General features: G+C 72.0%; 13 protein-coding genes and 1 tRNA gene. 10 read left to right on the top strand and 4 right to left on the bottom strand.

Annotated elements, in window-relative coordinates:
- Positions 1-33: 33 nt before the first annotated feature.
- From BU204_RS07400 to BU204_RS07390, 3 genes are all read right to left on the bottom strand, one after another.
- Positions 34-900: an Fpg/Nei family DNA glycosylase gene (locus BU204_RS07400; protein WP_075124849.1), complete on the bottom strand. Its 867-nt coding sequence runs from the start codon at positions 898-900 to the stop codon at positions 34-36.
- 27 nt (positions 901-927) lie between these two features.
- Positions 928-1365, bottom strand: a complete 438-nt coding sequence (locus tag BU204_RS07395; protein WP_075124787.1) for a DUF983 domain-containing protein — start codon at positions 1363-1365, stop codon at positions 928-930.
- A 112-nt stretch (positions 1366-1477) separates the two neighbouring features.
- Positions 1478-3046: a sigma-70 family RNA polymerase sigma factor gene (locus BU204_RS07390; RefSeq protein ID WP_075124786.1), complete on the bottom strand. Its 1569-nt coding sequence runs from the start codon at positions 3044-3046 to the stop codon at positions 1478-1480.
- A 211-nt stretch (positions 3047-3257) separates the two neighbouring features.
- Between BU204_RS07390 and BU204_RS07385 the strand changes: the two genes are divergently transcribed.
- Positions 3258-3333 (top strand) — tRNA-Gly (locus tag BU204_RS07385).
- A gap of 7 nt (positions 3334-3340) precedes the next feature.
- Here the strand turns inward: BU204_RS07385 and msrA are convergent.
- Positions 3341-4009: a peptide-methionine (S)-S-oxide reductase MsrA gene (gene msrA / locus BU204_RS07380; protein WP_075124785.1), complete on the bottom strand. Its 669-nt coding sequence runs from the start codon at positions 4007-4009 to the stop codon at positions 3341-3343.
- Positions 4010-4108: 99 nt separating this feature from the next.
- On the opposite strand from msrA, the gene BU204_RS07375 reads away from it, so the two are divergent.
- The 9 genes from BU204_RS07375 to BU204_RS07335 all read left to right on the top strand — a co-directional run bounded on the left by BU204_RS07375 (position 4109) and on the right by BU204_RS07335 (position 16703).
- The gene (locus tag BU204_RS07375) at positions 4109-4399 is read left to right on the top strand and encodes a hypothetical protein (protein ID WP_075124784.1); all 291 of its coding nucleotides are present in this window, start codon (positions 4109-4111) and stop codon (positions 4397-4399) included.
- Positions 4400-4500: 101 nt separating this feature from the next.
- Positions 4501-6252, top strand: coding sequence for a hypothetical protein (locus BU204_RS07370; RefSeq protein ID WP_075124783.1), 1752 nt, complete (start codon positions 4501-4503; stop codon positions 6250-6252).
- A 10-nt stretch (positions 6253-6262) separates the two neighbouring features.
- Complete coding sequence (locus BU204_RS07365; RefSeq protein ID WP_233159599.1) at positions 6263-7303, top strand: glycosyltransferase family 2 protein; 1041 nt, start codon at positions 6263-6265, stop codon at positions 7301-7303.
- Positions 7300-8007, top strand: a complete 708-nt coding sequence (locus BU204_RS07360; RefSeq protein WP_075124782.1) for a class I SAM-dependent methyltransferase — start codon at positions 7300-7302, stop codon at positions 8005-8007. The genes BU204_RS07365 and BU204_RS07360 overlap by 4 nt, the downstream gene beginning before the upstream one ends.
- Positions 8000-9019: a lysylphosphatidylglycerol synthase domain-containing protein gene (locus tag BU204_RS07355; RefSeq protein WP_075124781.1), complete on the top strand. Its 1020-nt coding sequence runs from the start codon at positions 8000-8002 to the stop codon at positions 9017-9019. The genes BU204_RS07360 and BU204_RS07355 overlap by 8 nt, the downstream gene beginning before the upstream one ends.
- A gap of 10 nt (positions 9020-9029) precedes the next feature.
- The gene (locus tag BU204_RS07350) at positions 9030-10358 is read left to right on the top strand and encodes an alginate O-acetyltransferase AlgX-related protein (RefSeq protein WP_083661075.1); all 1329 of its coding nucleotides are present in this window, start codon (positions 9030-9032) and stop codon (positions 10356-10358) included.
- Between the two features lie 17 nt (positions 10359-10375).
- Positions 10376-11560 (top strand): SHOCT domain-containing protein, encoded by a 1185-nt coding sequence (locus BU204_RS39900; protein WP_075124780.1) that lies wholly within the window; start codon positions 10376-10378, stop codon positions 11558-11560.
- A gap of 99 nt (positions 11561-11659) precedes the next feature.
- Positions 11660-12961 (top strand): flagellar basal body-associated FliL family protein, encoded by a 1302-nt coding sequence (locus BU204_RS41850; RefSeq protein WP_075124779.1) that lies wholly within the window; start codon positions 11660-11662, stop codon positions 12959-12961.
- Positions 12954-16703 (top strand): FkbM family methyltransferase, encoded by a 3750-nt coding sequence (locus BU204_RS07335; protein WP_075124778.1) that lies wholly within the window; start codon positions 12954-12956, stop codon positions 16701-16703. The genes BU204_RS41850 and BU204_RS07335 overlap by 8 nt, the downstream gene beginning before the upstream one ends.
- Positions 16704-16731 lie beyond the last annotated feature (28 nt).

Raw genomic sequence — 16731 nt, 5'->3', positions numbered from 1 at the left:
TCGACCGTCCGTGCGCTTCCTGGCAAGCGACCCCTACTTCAGCAGGCGGGAGAGCCGTCGGTCGGCGAGCGGCTTGCCACCGGTCTGGCAGGTCGCGCAGTACTGGAACGCCTTGTCCGCGAACGACACCTCCCGCACGGTGTCCCCGCAGACCGGGCACGGCATGCCGGTACGCCCGTGCACCCGCAGCCCCGAGCGCTTCTCACCCTTGAGCGTCGCCGCATGCTGGCCGACCGACCGGTCGACGGCGCCGGAGAGGATCGTGCGCATCGACTCGTAGAGCCGGTCGACGGCCTCGTCGGTGAGCTTGCCGGCCGTCGCGTACGGGGAGAGCCGGGCCAGGTGCAGGATCTCGTCGGAGTAGGCGTTGCCGACGCCAGCCATGATCTTCTGCGTGGTCAGCGCCGTCTTGAGGCGTTCGGTGTGCCCGGCGAGCACGGCGGCGAACTCGTCGCGGGTCATCGCCAGCGCGTCCGGTCCGAGCGCGGCGATACCGGGCACCTCGGCGGGGTCCTCGACGATCCACACCGCCAGCCCCTTCTTCGTGCCGGCCTCGGTCAGGTCGAAGCCCGGACCGGAGCCGGGCGGACCGAGGTGCACCCGCAGGGCGAGCGGGCCCTTCCCGCCGGGCCGGGGCGGGGCCACCGAGAGCGTCTCCGCCCACCGCAGCCAGCCGGCCCGCGCGAGGTGGACGACGAGGTGTAGGCCGTCGCAGTCCAGGTCGAGGAACTTGCCGTGCCGGCCCGCGGCGGTCAGCGTGCGGCCGTGCAGTGCGGTCCAGGGCGGGGCCGCCGTCTTGAGCACGCTCAGTGACGCGACGTCCACCCTGGCGACGGTGCGGCCGACCCCGTGCTCGCGAATGTGCTGCGCGAGCGCTTCGACCTCGGGAAGTTCAGGCACGCCGACAGTGTTGCCGGATTCCCCCGATTACGCCACGAGTTGCAGCGGGCCCTCGATACCCGGCCGGTTGTCGATCGCGATGTTCTTGGCCACCTGCTTCATCTGGGCACGGACGTTGAACACCCCGCGCACCGTGCCGACCCACCGCTCCGTGGGGTCGCCCTCGCCGTCGTCACCGGTCTCCGCCACCACGGTCCAGGGACGGCGCAGCGCCCACCGGGTGGGGAAGAACAGGATGAACAGCAGCACCAGCAGCACCACCCACAGCGGGACGACGAGCCCTTCCGGCGACCACAGGATCAGGACCGCACCGAGCACGATCACCAGCACGAGCAGCGCGATCGCGGCGGCGCTGCCGACCGCGACGTCGTGTTCGAACTCGTCGCCCTCCGAATCCGAACGCCACTCCAACTGGCTGTGGAGGGTCCACAGCCGTCCATCCGCGCCGCGCACAACGCGCGTCATTGAGGCCTCCCGGCTCCGAGCATGGTCGGGAACATCACCGTCAATGATGGCGCACCGGGGGCGCCCGACGCACCTGTCGGTTCGCCCGGGTGACACCGCGGCCGTGGGGCGGCTACGAACCGCCGTCGGGGCTCGCCGAGTTCTTCGGCGACTGGGTCGACGAGGGGGTGGGCGTGGGGACCGACGAGGGGGTCGAGGACGGTTCGGAGGGTCCGGTCGACCCCGCCGACGAGTCCGGTGTCTCGCTGGCCGGCGGTTCGGCGAACGAGGTGGTCTGGGTGGAGGTCCTGGTCTGGTCCAGGGAGTTGACCTCGGTGACCGTGGTCGTCTCGTAGACCATCACCACGCCGTCCTCGACCTGCGTGTACCGCTCGACGGTGGTCTCCCGGGAGAGCACGGGCACGGTGTCGTCGTACCCGGCGGGAGCCCCCAGCGTGGAGGCGGTCAGGTCCGCGCCGGAGGTCGGGGCGACGGTCGGCGAGGACGAGGTCGGGGAGGAGCCGCCCTGGCGGGGTGCCGGCACCGCCGGGCCGCCGTCCCGCTCCCCCGGCGCGACCGAGGCATGGCTGCTCAGCTCGCCCTCGGCGAGGTGGAGCGAGGTCGAGGTGAGCGGCGAGGGCGGCGGGTCGGTCACCTCGAGCCGAACGGCGCCCTCGCTCGAGAGGCCCGTCGGGCTGGACGCGCCGTCGCCGCCCCAGGCGATCGTGACGATGCCCATGGCGCCGATGGCCGCGGCTGAGCCCGCCGCGATGCCGACCTGGATCTTGGTGGTGGCGAGCAGCCCCTTCACGGCCGCACCCAACCCCGTACCGATCGACCCACCGAGCCCGGCGGAGGCGGCACCCGCCGTGCCGGTCGCGGTCGTCCCGCCGGCGAGCTGGGCCGCGGCGGCACCGACGGCGACGGTGGCGGGCAGGGCGATGTAGGCGGCATGGGCCCGCAGACCGGAGCAGACGTCGCGCAGCTCGGCGTACATCGCGGTGCACGAGGCGCAGGTCGACAGGTGCGCGCGGATCCGGCGGTACTCGATGCCGCTGGTGCTGCCGGCGGTGTAGGCCCCCAGCTTCTCCAGGACCGAGCGGCAGCCGGTCGCGCTGCGGTCGGCGGCGAGGTGGGCCTGCAGGTAGGCAGCGCGCAGGCCCTGACGGGCACGGCGGGCGAGGGCGGCGGTGGCGTTGGGGCTGAGACCGAAGTTGAGGGCCACCGCCGCCGGGCGCTCGCCCTCCACCTCCATCTTCCAGAGCACGTTGCGCCATCTCTCCGGAAGGCTGGTGAACGCCCGGCGGATCAGGTTCCGCTCGGTGAGCACCCCGGTGGCGTCGGGGTCGGAGGGGGCGCGGTGGGTGAGCTCCTCGTCGGACACCGGCACGTCCCGGCGGCGCAGGCTCCACTCCCAGGCCACCCGCCGGGCGACGATCAGCAGGTAACCCCGCACGTTGTCAACCGGTCCGGACCCGCGCCGGATGGCCTGCAGCACCCGGAAGAACGCCTCGGCCGTGAGGTCCTCGGCCTCGGCACGGTCGTTCACCAGGCCGACCGCGAGGCGGTAGACGGCAGTGGAGTGCCGCGAGAACAACTCCCCGAACGCCGCGTCCTCACCCGCGCGGAGCCGTTCCAGCAGCAGACGATCCTCCGGACTCGGATCGTCCACCGATGACCCTTTCGGAACCTCGCCGGTCATCGAACCCGGCACCTCCTCCCGGCCGCCACGGGATGGGCTCAACATGCCACAGCGAGGTTTCTCGTGGACGACAAACGTGAAGAACGGGAAAGTGATCCCACCAAAAGTACTAGGCCGAGCAGCGCAGTGGCCGGGTCGCGATGGTCCACTGCTGCCTGCTCGGCCGGGTCGGCTACACTGGCCCCCAGCAACGCGGTCAACGGCCGCGTATGCGGACGTAGCGCAGCTGGTAGCGCATCACCTTGCCAAGGTGAGGGTCGCGGGTTCGAATCCCGTCGTCCGCTCCACCTCGCCTCAGCCCTCGGTGGTCTGCAGACCGATCGGGCAGCTCACCCCGGTTCCACCCAACCCGCAGTAGCCGTTGGGGTTCTTGGCGTCCGAGAGGTACTGCTGGTGGTAGTCCTCGGCGTAGTAGAACTCGCCGAGCGGAGCCACCTCGGTGGTGATCTCGCCGTGGCCCGAGCGCGTCAGCGCCGCCTGGTAGGCCGCCCTGCTCTCCTCGACGGCGGCGCGCTGGGCCTCGCTCGTGACGTAGACCGCCGAGCGGTACTGGCTGCCCACGTCGTTGCCCTGGCGCATGCCCTGGGTCGGGTCGTGCCCCTCCCAGAACACCTTGAGCAGCGCGTCGTAGCTGACCCGCGCCGGGTCGAAGACGACAAGGACCACCTCGGCGTGCGCGGTACGGCCGCTGCACACCTCCTCGTAGGTCGGGTTGGGGGTGTGGCCACCCGCGTAGCCGACCGCGGTGGTGAACACGCCAGGGGTCTGCCAGAAGAGGCGCTCGGCACCCCAGAAGCAGCCCAAGCCGAACACGGCCGTCTCCAGCCCCTCGGGGAACGGCGGGGCGATCGGCCGGTCGGTGAACACCGTGTGCCGTTCGGCGACCGGCATCCGGTTCGCCCTGCCCGGCAACGCGTGCTCCCGGTCGACCAACACCGACTTGTCATGCCCGAACAACGCCATACCTCCACTCTACGTAGACCTCGTGGCAGGTCCACACACCGAGAACAACACCGGAGCGTGGTAACAACTTCCCACCGGCGAACAGCAGGGGGCGGGGACATGGGCTGGCAGGACAGGTTCCGGGAGCTCGGCGAGGAGTTGACCTCCGGGCGCATCACCACCGACGAGTACCGGCGGCGCAGTGCCGAGATCCTCGCGGAGGCGGACCGGGAGTCCGAGCGCGAGGCGGAGCGGAAGCGGGTCCACATTCCGAGGTCGGCGGCCTGGGAGGCTCCCTCCGGCGAGATGACCCAGCTGGTCGGTGCGCGGGACGACACCACGCTGGTCAAGCTGGCTTCCGAGGGCGGCTCGGCGGAGAGCCGAGACGAGCCCGAGGGCCGGGAAAACTAGGCCGGCCGCCGCTCGCCAACTGGGCTTTGACATGGTATGGGCAACGACCGCACTTTCCCTACCAGACGACGCCCGCCTGAGCTGCGCGGAGGACACCGCCCTTGACCAGCACCGTGTTGAAAAAGGATGCGGAACCCCCGCGTGAGCCGGCGGACGACGAGCCCGCCGCGGAACCGCGCGCCGAGGCGCCGGGCTGGCGGGCACGGCTGACCGACCGGACGGTCGCGCGGCTGGTCGAGCTGCTGGCCCTGGTCCCGGCGATCGCCATGGTGATCGAGGTGGCCAGGTCGGGCAAGCTCCAGTGGCTTGACTACTGGTACGTGCTCATGCGGATCACCAACGACGACGGCTCGTTCCGGCCCAGCGGGCTCCTCACCCCGCAGAACGAGCACCCGCTGATGGTCCCGTCACTGCTCTACTGGCTGGACGCCCGGCTCGCCGACGGGGACAACCGGATCCTGGGCTACCTGGTGATCGTGGTCGCGGCCGCGACGGTCCTGCTGCTGCGGTCGATGCTCCCGGCCACGCTGCCGCCGCTGGCGCGGGCCGGGCTGGTCGTCGCCGCCTCGGCGCTGGTCTTCAGCCTGCACGGCATGCACATGTTCGTCCGCTCGATGAGCGGGTCGGCCTGGCTGACCGCGAACCTGGTCGTGGTCGCCTCGCTGCTGTTGGCCAGCCGCGGCAGGTGGTGGGCCGCCTGGGTCGTCGGCCTGCTGGCCTGCGCCACCTACGGCACCTCGTTCGCGCTGTGGCCCGCACTGGCGCTCCTCGCCGCGCTGCGTCGCGAGCGCTGGTTCCTGCGGCTGGTCCCGCTCGGGCTCGGCGCGCTGATCGTCGGCCTCTGGTTCTACCTCAGGCCCACCATCTGGGTCGGCGGTGCCCCGGCCAACGACATCGGCTCGCTGCTGTACACGTTCCTGACCCTGGTCGGGAAGATGTGGACGGCCAACAATGCCGGCTTCGCCGTCGCGGCCGGTGCCCTGACGCTCGTCGTCTACGTCGTCCTGATGAGCAACAGGACCGCCCAGCAGCCCGAGCTGCGGTTCTGGTGGGCACTCGCCTGCTATGGCGTGCTGGCCTGCGGGATGATCGCGACGGCGCGCATCGACTTCGGTACCGACTTCGGGCTCACCAGCAGGTACTCCTCGCTCGCGGTGGTGGCCTCGCTCCCGCTGCTCGTGCTCATGTCGGTGGTGCTGTACAAGGGCCTGCGGCGCAACACGCAGAAGATCGCGGTCACCGTGGTCGGCATCGGGGTGGTCGGGTTCACGCTCGGCCTGCCGACCGCGGCCGAACTGCGCAACGCGATCAAGGAACACCCGCTCGAGGCGGTCGCGATCCGTGCCGGCTACGGCGACGCGCTCGGCCCCGTGCTACCCAGGGAGGTCGAGCTCGAGCCCGACCTGCGGGTGTTGTCGCACTACCCGTTCAACGACTCCTTCTCCCTCGGCTGCGGGGGCCCGGAGCTGGGCTCGCGAATCAGCCCGTTCGAGATGAGCCGCCTGCCCCCGCCCGGAACGCGGAGCCCGAGGGAGCGGGTCGGGATGATCGAAACCGTCGAGGACCGCGGCGAGGCCCACCTGATCATCGGCTGGGCCACCGGCGGTATGCACCAGGGCGCGGACACGGTCCGCTGCACGCTGGTCGTGGACGGGGAGGGCACGGTCGTCGGTGGCGGCGTGAGCCGCCTGCCGCGCGGCGACATCAACTACACGTACTGGAGCCTGCCGCCCGACGTAGGCTTCAAGGCGATCGGACCGGTCACCGACGAGACCCGGATCGTGGTCGTCTACGACAGCGGCGCCATGCGCTGGCTCCCGCCCGAGGTCACCGACACCGGAGACGAACAGTGAGCATCGACCAGTGAGCATCGAACCAGTGAGCATCGAACAGGTACCCCTCGCTCCGATCCCGGACGTTCAGGTCAGTGTCCTGGTCCCGGTCAAGGACGAGGAGCGGACCCTCGCCACGCTGGTCGACGAGATCGCCGCGGCCTTCGCCACGATGCCGGAGGTCGGGTACGAAGTGATCTTCGTCGACGACGGCAGCGACGACGGCAGCTGGGCGGTCATGCGGGAACTCGCCGCGGCGAGCGAGCGCGTGCGCGCCCTGCGGCTGCGCCGGAACTTCGGCAAGGCCGCCGCGCTCGCCGCGGCGGTGGACGAGGCCCGGGGCGAGCGGATCATCACGATGGACGCCGACCTGCAGGACGACCCCGCCGAGGTGCCACGCCTGCTCGCCGAGCTCGACGACGGGGCCGACCTGGTCTCCGGGCACAAGGCCGACCGCAAGGACCCCCTGGGCAAGCGCCTGCCCTCGAAGTTCTTCAACATGATGACCGGCGTCATCACCGGCCTCAAGCTCAACGACCACAACTGCGGGCTCAAGGCAGCGCGGACCGAGGTGTACCGGCGGGTGCCGCTCTACGGCGAGCTGCACCGCTACATCCCCGCGCTCGCCCACCAGACCGGGTACAAGGTGCGCGAGCTGGCGGTGAACCACCGCCCGCGCGAGCACGGCAGCTCCAAGTACGGCTTCGAGCGCTACGTGCGGGGCGCGATCGACCTGCTCACGGTCATGACGATCACCAAGTACGGGCGCCGGCCGGCGCACCTGTTCGGCGGGCTGGGGCTGGCCTCGGGGATGATCGGATTCCTGATGCTAGCCTACCTGTCGATCGTGAAGATCTTCGGCGGCGAGGCCATCGGCGACCGGCCACTGCTGATGCTGGGTATCCTGCTCGTGATTCTCGGCGTCCAGATGATCTCCATCGGCCTGATCGCGGAGATCGTGCTGCACCGGACAGCCAACCGGCGCGAGGCGACCGACCTGATCGCTGAACGAACGAAAACACTCGAGCCGGCCGACGTGGCCGAACCAAAGACCTCGTTGGGGGCGAAATGAGTGGCATCCGTGGCGCCTACGTGAGCGGTGTGCGGACCATCCGCAAGGCCGCGGACAAGGCCGGGCTGCTCGCCCGGCTGGAGCGAAGCGACTCTCCCAAGGCGAAGCACCTGCGCACGCTCTTCTCCATCCACGACGCGGGCGACATGGTCAAGATGGACCTCGCCTGGTGGAGCTACCCGGCCATGCGCCGGGTGGAGGAGTTCCTGGCCCAGCGGCCGGGCGCGCGGATCTTCGAGTTCGGCGCCGGCGCGAGCACGATCTGGCTGGCCAAGCGGGCCGGCCAGGTGGACAGCGTCGAGCACGACACCCAGTGGGCCGAGTTCGTCCGCGAGATGCTGGCCGACACGGCGGGCAACGCGAAGCTGCACGCCGTGCCGCCGACCGCCGCCACGGCCGACACCGTGATCCGGTCGGCCCGGGTTGGCCACACCGACCTGGACTTCGCCGACTACGTCTCCACGATCGACCAGGTCGGGGGCCCCTTCGACCTGATCGTGGTGGACGGTCGGGCGAGGATCGACGCGTTCCGCAGGTCGCTGGACCACCTCGCCGAGGGCGGGGTCGTGGTGTTCGACAACATCAAGCGCAAGCGGTACTGGGACGTGCTGTCCGCGATGCCGGGCCTGCGGATCGAGCTGCTCAAGGGCGCGACCCCCACGCTGCCCTACCCGACCACCACCGGGCTGATCTGGCGTGCCTGACCCGGCGGGCGGTGCCGTGACAGGCTCGGCGGACAGTTCGGCGCCGGAGCCGGTCCCGGCACCGCCTCGGCCGAGCCGGCGGGCGGACCTGCTCGCCGTCGCGTTCGTGGTCCTCGCCGTCGGTCTCGCCGGCTGGGCACTGCGCGGCCAACTGTCGGACGTTGTCGGCTCGCTGGGCCGGATCGACTGGTGGCGCATGCCGCTCGCGCTGGCCGCCGTCGTACTGGGCCTGCTGGCCACGGCCGAGGTGTGGAAGCACTGCCTGGCCGCGCTCGGCTCCCGGATCAGCTCCAGCGCCGCGCGGCAGATCTTCTTCCCGGCCCAGGTCGGGAAGTACCTCCCGGGCTCGATCTGGCCGTTCCTGGCCCAGATGCGCTTCGCCCGTGAGCACGGCGTGCCCGGCGGGCTGGCCCTGCTCGCCGGCTCGGTGTTCCTCGTGGTGCACGCGGTCACCTCGGTCCTGGTCGGCGCGCTGCTCCTGATCAGCCAGCCCAACCTGGTGAGCAAGTTCGGCTGGGCCGGGGTGTGCATCCCGCTGGCGCTCGTGCTGCTGCACCCCAGGGTGGTCAACCTGCTGGCCCGCAAGCTGGCCGGTCGGTCCGGCGTGGAGCCGCCGGTGCTGCGCTGGAAGCACCTGGTGGCGCCGCTCGCCTGGATGCTCCCCGCCTGGCTCGGCTACGGCGCCGCCGGCTACCTGCTGGCCGACCCGTTCACCGACTCGGTCCTGACGCTGGCGCTGGTCAGCACGGCGTCGTTCGCGCTCGGCTGGATCGTCGGGCTGGTGGTGTTCATCGCCCCGGCCGGCGTCGGGGCACGGGAGGCGGTGCTGGTCCTGGCGCTGACCCCGCTGCTCGGGGTCGCCGCCGCGACCACGGTGAGCCTGGTCCTGCGGGCGGGACACACGCTCGCCGACATCCTGCTGGCCCTGCGCTACGGGCTTGTGCGGGCGAGGAAGGACAGGCAGCTGGCCGGTATGGGCAGCGCACCCTCGCCGCAGCGGGCAGCCAGCTAACGTAACGCGCGTGACCTTGGACGATCGGCAGGCGATCGACGGGCTACCGCCCGTCCACGAGGCGTGGCTGCCCCGTGAGCACTCGCTGCACCGCCCGCGTCACGGCGGGCGGCAGCTCACCGCGCTGATCAGCGCGCTCGTCTTCTTCGCCGCGCCCACCCTGATGTGGCTGGGCGGGATGCGTCCCAGCGAGCTGGAGAACCACGAGCTCGCGAGCTTCCCCTCGCTCTGGGACGGCTGGGGCTTCCTCACCGGGATGGACCCGTGGGCCACGGAGAACCTCGTGTTCCGGGCCGGTGCCATCCAGACGGCCGACTGGATCAGCCGGACGTTCTTCGGTGAGCCGGCGCCGTTCGACCAGGGCCCCACCTCCCAGTCCGGCCCCCTGCCCGGCAGCCCGGACCAGGAGGGGACGACGACCGAGCCGGACCCGAACAACCCGAACAACGTCCCCGACGCGGCCGGGTACCGCCGCGTGATCGAGGGCCGGGACGGCTGGCTCTACCTCGGCGAGGACGTGATCGCCAAGTGCCGGCCGGAACGGCCGCTCGCCGAGACCATGGCCCGGCTGGCCGAGCTGCGCGAGATCGTGGAGAGCTCGGGACGGCGATTCATCCTCGTCGCCGTGCCGGACAAGAGCACGATGGTTCCCGAACACCTGCCGGACAGCTACGCCGGCAAGGACTGTGCCGAGGAGGTGACGCCACAGCTGTGGCAGCAGCTCTCCGCCACCGCGCGGGCCGTCGACATGCGCGCCCCGCTGCAGGCGGTGGCCGAGGAGCTCGGCCGGCCGCCGTACTTCCCCCTCGACTCGCACTGGACCAGCGAGGGCGCACTGGAGCTGGTGCGCCAGGTCGCCGAGCGGGTCGAGCCGGGGGTGACCCGGAGCTGGGAGGTCGTCGAACGCGAGCAACGGACGGCGAACGCCGACCTGCCGCCGCTGATCGGGCGGGAGGGCATCAACGAGGCCATGACCTACCGGCTCGCCCCCGACGGCGAGAACTTCCGGACCATCCGCCCGCTCGCCGACCTGCGCAAGCCGGTGCGCCGGGTCTCCGAGCCGCAGGAGGGGATGGTCTCCCGGCCTACGCTGCTGCTCGGGGACTCCTTCAGCCTTCCGGTCTCGGCCTACATCCCGACTGCGTTCGCCGACGTCACCCAGCTGTACTACAGCACGATCGACCCCGACCCCGCCCTGGTGGCCCGCACGGTGGCCGAGAACGAGGTGTTCGTCCTGGAGATCGTCGAGCGCAACATCGCGCGCGGCGACCTGCGGCTGCTCGACCGCCCGTTCCTCGACCTCGTCCGGCAGGAAACGCAGAACCGCCCCATTCGCTAGTGGAGAGATCTGAACCGATGACGTGGCAGGAGAGCCTTCGCAAGCTCGACAACCGCCTGGCCAAGGGTGAGATCGGTGCCGCGGAGTACCGCAAGGTTCGCGACGAGATCCTGGCCGAGGCGTCCAGCGGGTCGCAGACACCCGCCAGACCGGCGCGCGGCGACCAGCGAGGCCCCACACCGCCGCAGGCCCGGCCCCAACCGCACCAGGCCAGGGCCCAGGAGGCGGCCAACGCCGCCGAGACCACGCTGGTGGTCAAGGTCGACCAGCCCGACGAGGAGGAGACGACCCAGGTCGTCGACGTCAACCGGATCCGCTCGACCGAGCGGCCGGTAGGCCCGCCACCGCCGAGCCCTCCGCCCGGTCAGCCCGCGCCGTCCGGACCAGCTGCGCCGTCCGGTCCATCCGGACCGTCCGCACCGGCCGGGCCGTCCGCACCAGTCGGACCGAACGCACCAGTCGGACCGACCGGACCGGACGCCGGCGGCCAGCCGACTGGTCCGGGTGTGCGACCGACCCCCTACCGGGCCGCCCCGATCCAGGGCCAGGAGGTGTTCGCCGAGGCCGGCCCCGCCGGCGGCGGGCTGCTGCCGAAGGTGGTGGTGGGGGTGCTCGTGCTGGCGCTGGTGGGGGCCGGTGTCTGGTGGTTCGCGCTCCGCGACGACGGCGGAGACTCCAGCGCCACGCCGCCCCCGCAGACCTCGACCCAGCAGCAGGCTCCGGCCATCGACGACATCGCCGCGCGGCTGCCCGACCTGCCGGGCAAGGCGAACCCCAACAACGGAACCATGTCCCTCGCGCGGGCCCGTGAGCTGAATCTGTTCACCCCGCCCTACGCGACCATGTTGGCGGACAACGGATCGAGCGAGATCGCCTACCGGGGCGCGGTCCGAACCGGCGCCGGTTACCTCCTGGTCGCCTCGCCCATCCCGCCGGAGAACGGCGCGGACGGGGTGGCGGTCCTGGCCAGGGAGCACCTGCAGCGCGCGGGTTTCGCACCGGCGGCGGAGGTCTCGCCGGACGACCCACCGGTGATCACCAGGGTCGACAGCGCGTTCCGCACGTTCATCGCGGTCTACTCCTCCGAGGACGTCTGGGTGCAGCTCAACGTCTCCGGCCGGCCCGACGGGAACGAGCAGGAGCTGCGTACCGAGTTCCAGAGAGTGCTGGGAACAGTGACCGATCGGCTTCCGGCCGACTGAAACCCACCCGCAGGTCCCGTGCACAATATGCGAGTTCGGGGCGCGTGAGCAGATCTGCACGCCGAGAGTTGGCGGCCGGTCATACGGAAGGAGGCCAGGGTGTCCTGGCAGGACGAACTCCGCAGGCTCGATGAAGAGCTCGCCGCCGGGCGAATCTCGGCCGACGACTACCGGTCGCGCCGCGACCAGATCCTGTCCACCGCGGTCTCCCCCGGCGCCCAGCCCGCACCGAGCGCGAGCGAGTCGACCACCATGATCCCGCCCCTGCAGACGCCGGGGCACGGTGTGCCGCAACCGCTCCAGCAGGCGCCCCAGCAACCGTTTCCCCAGCAGCCGTTTCCCCAGCAGCCGTTCCAGCAGCAGCCCCAGCCCCAGCAGCCCCAGCCCCCGACGCAACAACCCCCGACGCAACAGCAGCAGGGGGCGGACGGCGGCGAGGACGCCGACAAGACCCAGATCGTGCCTGGTCAGAACGTGGGCGACGCCGAGCGGACGCAGTCGGTCGGCGGTTGGCGCGCGAACCCGCCCAACGACTCGGCGACCACCCAGGTAGTGCCCGGGGTGCCGCCTCAGGCGCACGCCGGTGCCCGCCCGCCGCGGCCGGCCCCGCCGCCCCAGGCCTCGCCGCCCGGCGGGTTCCCCCAGCCCAACCAGCCGCCCTGGCAGAACGAGGAGGAGCTCGCGCCGCCGTGGGCCGGCCAGGAGTTCCCGCCGCTGGCCGCCGCCGGCACGCCGGACTGGGCGAGGCAGGGCCCCGAGGTCTTCGAGACCGAGAAGAAGTCGAGTGCCGGCAAGGTGTTCGGCATCATCGCGATCGTCGTCGTCCTGCTCGGCATCGCCGCCGGCGCGTACTTCCTGTTCCGCCCGGACGAGGGGACGGCCCAGGACGACGGCAACGACCGGCAGTCGCAGGAGCAGGCCCCGCCCTCCACCTCCGAGGCGCCGCCGGGACCAGTCGTCGACCTCCCCGGCGAGGTCTCGAACATGTCGAAGATCAAGACCTTCGCCCAGGTCGAGGACATCAACTACCTGACCCCGCAGGAGATCAACCTCTACCAGCAGGGCGGCGCTGGCGACGCGGAGGTCAAGCTCTCCAAGGAGAACGGCGTCGACCTCCTCGTGCTCTACACCTCGATGGAGAGCGACACCGCCGCGGCGACCGCCCGCGACGGGCTCGCCGCGCTCCAGCTCAACTTCACGCTCAAGGAGCGGGAGGCGCCGGAGGGCGTGCTGGCGGCGGTGAACGAGAACGCCGAGGGCGGCCCGCTGCTGCGTGCCCACTACGCGTCGGGAGACAGCGTGGTCCGGGTCGAGGCCAAGGGCGCGACCCTTAACGAGGCGAGCGAGCTGTTCGACGAGGTCCTGGACGCCCAGCTCGAGCGGCTGCCCGCGGATGGCTGAGCGGGCACCGGCCACCTGCGCGGGGACGATCGTCGCGCGCAACTACGTGCCGGCGGCCAGGGTGTTGGCGGAGTCGTTCCGCCGGCACCACCCCGAGGCGGCGTTCGCCGTCCTGGTGATCGACGCCAGCCCCGACGAGTTGGTGGCGCTGACCGAGGAGGTACCCGGCATCCGGTTCCTCGGGCCGGACGACATCTCGCTCGACGCGGCCGAGTTCGGCCGGATGGCGCTCGCCTACTCGGTGACCGAGCTGTGCACTGCGGTGAAGCCGTGGCTGCTGCGCACGCTGCTCGCCGAGAACGAGGTGGCCATCTACCTCGACCCCGACATCGAGGTCTTCGGCACGTTCGCCGACGAGGTCGCCGCGCTGGCGCTCGAGCACGAGATCGTGCTGACCCCGCACGTGCTCGAGCCGATGCCGCGCGACGGCCTGCGTCCGAGCGAGGCCGACATCATGGCCTCCGGGGTGTTCAACCTGGGCTTCATCGGGGTGTCCGGCGCGGCGGACCCGTTCCTGCTGTTCTGGGCCGAGCGACTGCGCCAGGACGCGATCTCGTCGGTCACCGAGCAGCTGTTCACCGACCAGCGCTGGGTGGACAACGTGCCGGCGCTGTTCCGGCACACGATGGTGGCCGACCCGGGGTGGAACGTCGCCTACTGGAACATCTACCAGCGCCCCCTGGCCAGGGAGGCGGACGGCACGGTCACCGCGAGCGGGCACCCGCTGCGGTTCGTGCACTTCTCCGGATACCGCCCGGAGAAGCCGTGGTTGGTCACCACGCACTACGCCGACCGGCCGCGCGTGCTGCTCTCGGAGTACCCGCTGTTCGCCGAGCTGATCGCCGACTACCGGTCCCACCTGTTCGAGGCCGGCTACCGGCAGGCGCTCGAGGACATCCCCTACCGGTGGAACACGCTGCCGGACGGCACGGCGGTGTCCGCATCGCTGCGCCGGGCCTACCGAGCGGCCTGGGTCGAGTCGGAACGTCGGGGCACCCCAGCGCCGCCGAACCCGTTCCGCGGCGACACGGCCGAGGACCTGCTGCGCTGGGCCACCGAACCGGCGAACCCGCCCCAGGAACGCGCCGGGCTCTCCCGCTGGGCCTACGCGCTGTGGACCTCGCGTGCGGACCTGCAGCTGGTCTACCCGGATCCCCTGCACGCCGATGCCGAGGGCTACCGGCACTGGTGCCGGACCTCCGGGGCGAACGAGCGGGAGCTGCCCGTCTCCGCGGTGGCCGACCGCCCGCCGGCGCCCGTGGTGGAGCCGGTGGAGACGCTCGGCGCGAACGTCCTCGGCTACCTGACCGCCGAGCTCGGCGTCGGTGAGATGGGCCGCCTCGTGCACGGGGCGGTGGTGGCCAGCGGCGTGCCGGTGGCCACCGCGGTGGAGGAGTTCACCGTGGTCAGCCGCACCTCGCACCCGCTGTCGCCGGACGCGAGACCCGGCGAGCCGACGTTCGGCGTCAGCGTGCTCGTGGTCAACGCCGACATGACCGGGCAGACCCTGCGCCTGTACCCGGAGCTGGCCAGGGACCGGTACGTGATCGGGGTGTGGTCCTGGGAGCTCGACACGTTCCCGCCGGCGATGCACCCGGCGTTCGGCCAGGTCGACGAGATCTGGACGATCAGCGAGTTCTGTGCCGAGGCCATCCGCGAGCACTCACCGGTGCCGGTGCACACCTTCGCCGTTCCGGTCCGCGACCCGCTCGGCCCGGCAGCGGCCCAGCGAGCGCCGAGGAACGACGAGGTCACCCGGTTCCTGTTCGTCTTCGACCACAACAGCATCTTCGACCGGAAGAACCCGCTGGCGGCCATTGCCGCGTTCCGAGCGGCGTTCGGCGACCGGTCCGACGTCCGCCTCGTACTCAAGACCATCAACGGCGACCGGCACCCCGGCGACCGCGAGCGCCTGCGGCTGGCCGCGGCCGGCGACGACCGGATCGAGCTGATCGAGGAGTACCTGAGCGGCGAGGAGGTCGCCAAGCTCTTCGAGACCGCGGACGCGTACGTGTCGCTGCACCGCAGCGAGGGGTTCGGGCTCACCGTGGCCGAGGCCATGGCGCACGGCCTGCCGGTGGTCGCGACCGACTACGGCGGCACGGCCGAGTTCCTCACCGCCGAGACCGGCTGGCCGGTCCCCTACCGGCTGGTCGACGTGGGTCCGGGGAACGAGCCCTACCCCCGGGACGCGCACTGGGCCGAACCGGACATCGACGCCGCGGCCGCGGCGCTGCGCGAGATCGCCGCCGACCCCGTGGCCGCGCTGCGCCGCGCGGCCGCGGGCCGCCAGCACGTGCTCACCTCCCGGCCGGCGACCAGGGCGGCGGAGTGGGTGCGCACCCGACTCGAGGCGGCACACGGGACCTGGCTGCACCGGCGGACCGCCCGGGCCCAGCCCGGCCCGCTCGCCCCGCTGGAGAGCAGCCGCGAGGCACTGCGCTGGCGAGCGGACCCCAGCGCGGCGAGCCGGCTGCCGATGGCCGCCGCGCTGCGGCGGGGCATCCTGCGCGCGCTCGACCACTACGACCACCACCAGCGCACCGTGCTCACCGCGCTGATGGACGGCGTGGCCGGCAGCCTCGCCGAGCTCGCCGGCGGCCAGCAGGACCTGCTCGCCCGCCTCGAGCGGCTCGAGCACGCGCAGGCCGGCGCCGCGACCGCGCAGCAGTCGGTCAACGCCGAGGTCAGCCGCGAGATCCGAGATCTCCAGCGGCTGCGGGAGCTGCGGGAGGAGCTGCCAAGGGCGATGCGGCAGGAGGTCGACGAGCGGGCCGAGGAACTCGGCAACCGCATCGCCGGCCTGGAGGACCGGATCATGCGGCTGCTGCACGAGCGGGCCGACTGGATGGCCGCCGTCGAGGCCGCGACGACCGAGCTGAACGCCGAGGTCCCGCTGCTGCGGGCCGGGCTGCTGCGCCACCACGACCTGGTCAACCCGGCTCCGGCGGGGACGAGCCAAACCGTCGCCACCGACGTCGGCCTGATCCGGCTGCCGGCCGACGACACCGTGGTGTTGCCGTGGCTGCGCCGGTACGGCACCTGGGAGGCCGCGGAGTCGCGGCTGATCGACCTGCTGCTGCCGGTGGGCGGCGTGTTCGTCGACATCGGCGCGCACGTCGGCTACTTCACCGTCCGCGGGCTCCAGCGGGTCGGCGCGACCGGCGCGGTGTACGCCGTCGAGCCCTGGGCCCCGGTGCGCGAGCTGCTCTCGCTGAACGTGGCGGCCAACGTCGCCCCCGCCGTCGCTGACCGGCTCACGCTGGTCGAGGGCGCCGCCTGGGACACCGACACGGCGCTGCGGCTGGCGCTGTCCCCCGACGGCAACACCGGCGACAACCGGATCGACCCGGCCGGAACGGTCGAGGTGCCGGGTCTGCGCCTGGACGGCCTGCCCGGACTCGGCGAGCGGCGGGTCGACGTGGTCAAGTGCGACGCGCAGGGCCGTGACCACCGTGCACTGGCCGGGATGGAGGCGCTGCTGCGCGCCGGACGGCCGCACGTGCTCGCCGAGTTCGCGCCGGACGACATCGAGCAGGCGGGTGCGGTCCCGGCCGAGGTAGCGGCGACATACCGGGAGTGGGGCTACGCGCTGGTGCCGGTGACCGAGGAGGTCGTCGCGGCGGCCGAGAGCGGCAAGGTACGCACCGCCGACGCGCTGACCTCGGAAAACGAGCTCGTTGAGCTGGCGAGGAACACCCAGGAAGGTTTCGTCACACTCTGGCTCCGCCCTCTCACCTGATCGGGTAGCTTGTCCTCCGCTGGGGCGC

The organism is Actinophytocola xanthii, assembly GCF_001921205.1.
Classification (GTDB): Bacteria; Actinomycetota; Actinomycetes; order Mycobacteriales; family Pseudonocardiaceae; genus Actinophytocola; species Actinophytocola xanthii.
This window is presented reverse-complemented; position numbering and strand designations above follow the sequence as displayed.

Bases quoted from the DNA above. Each gene is read 5' to 3' on its own strand.
- BU204_RS39900 (WP_075124780.1), top strand. From the start codon at position 10,376: ATGACGTGGCAGGAGAGCCTTCGCAAGCTCGACAACCGCCTGGCCAAG.
- msrA (WP_075124785.1), bottom strand. From the start codon at position 4,009: ATGGCGTTGTTCGGGCATGACAAGTCGGTGTTGGTCGACCGGGAGCAC.
- BU204_RS07390 (WP_075124786.1), bottom strand. From the start codon at position 3,046: ATGACCGGCGAGGTTCCGAAAGGGTCATCGGTGGACGATCCGAGTCCG.
- BU204_RS07375 (WP_075124784.1), top strand. From the start codon at position 4,109: ATGGGCTGGCAGGACAGGTTCCGGGAGCTCGGCGAGGAGTTGACCTCC.
- BU204_RS07395 (WP_075124787.1), bottom strand. From the start codon at position 1,365: ATGACGCGCGTTGTGCGCGGCGCGGATGGACGGCTGTGGACCCTCCAC.
- BU204_RS07335 (WP_075124778.1), top strand. From the start codon at position 12,954: ATGGCTGAGCGGGCACCGGCCACCTGCGCGGGGACGATCGTCGCGCGC.
- BU204_RS07360 (WP_075124782.1), top strand. From the start codon at position 7,300: ATGAGTGGCATCCGTGGCGCCTACGTGAGCGGTGTGCGGACCATCCGC.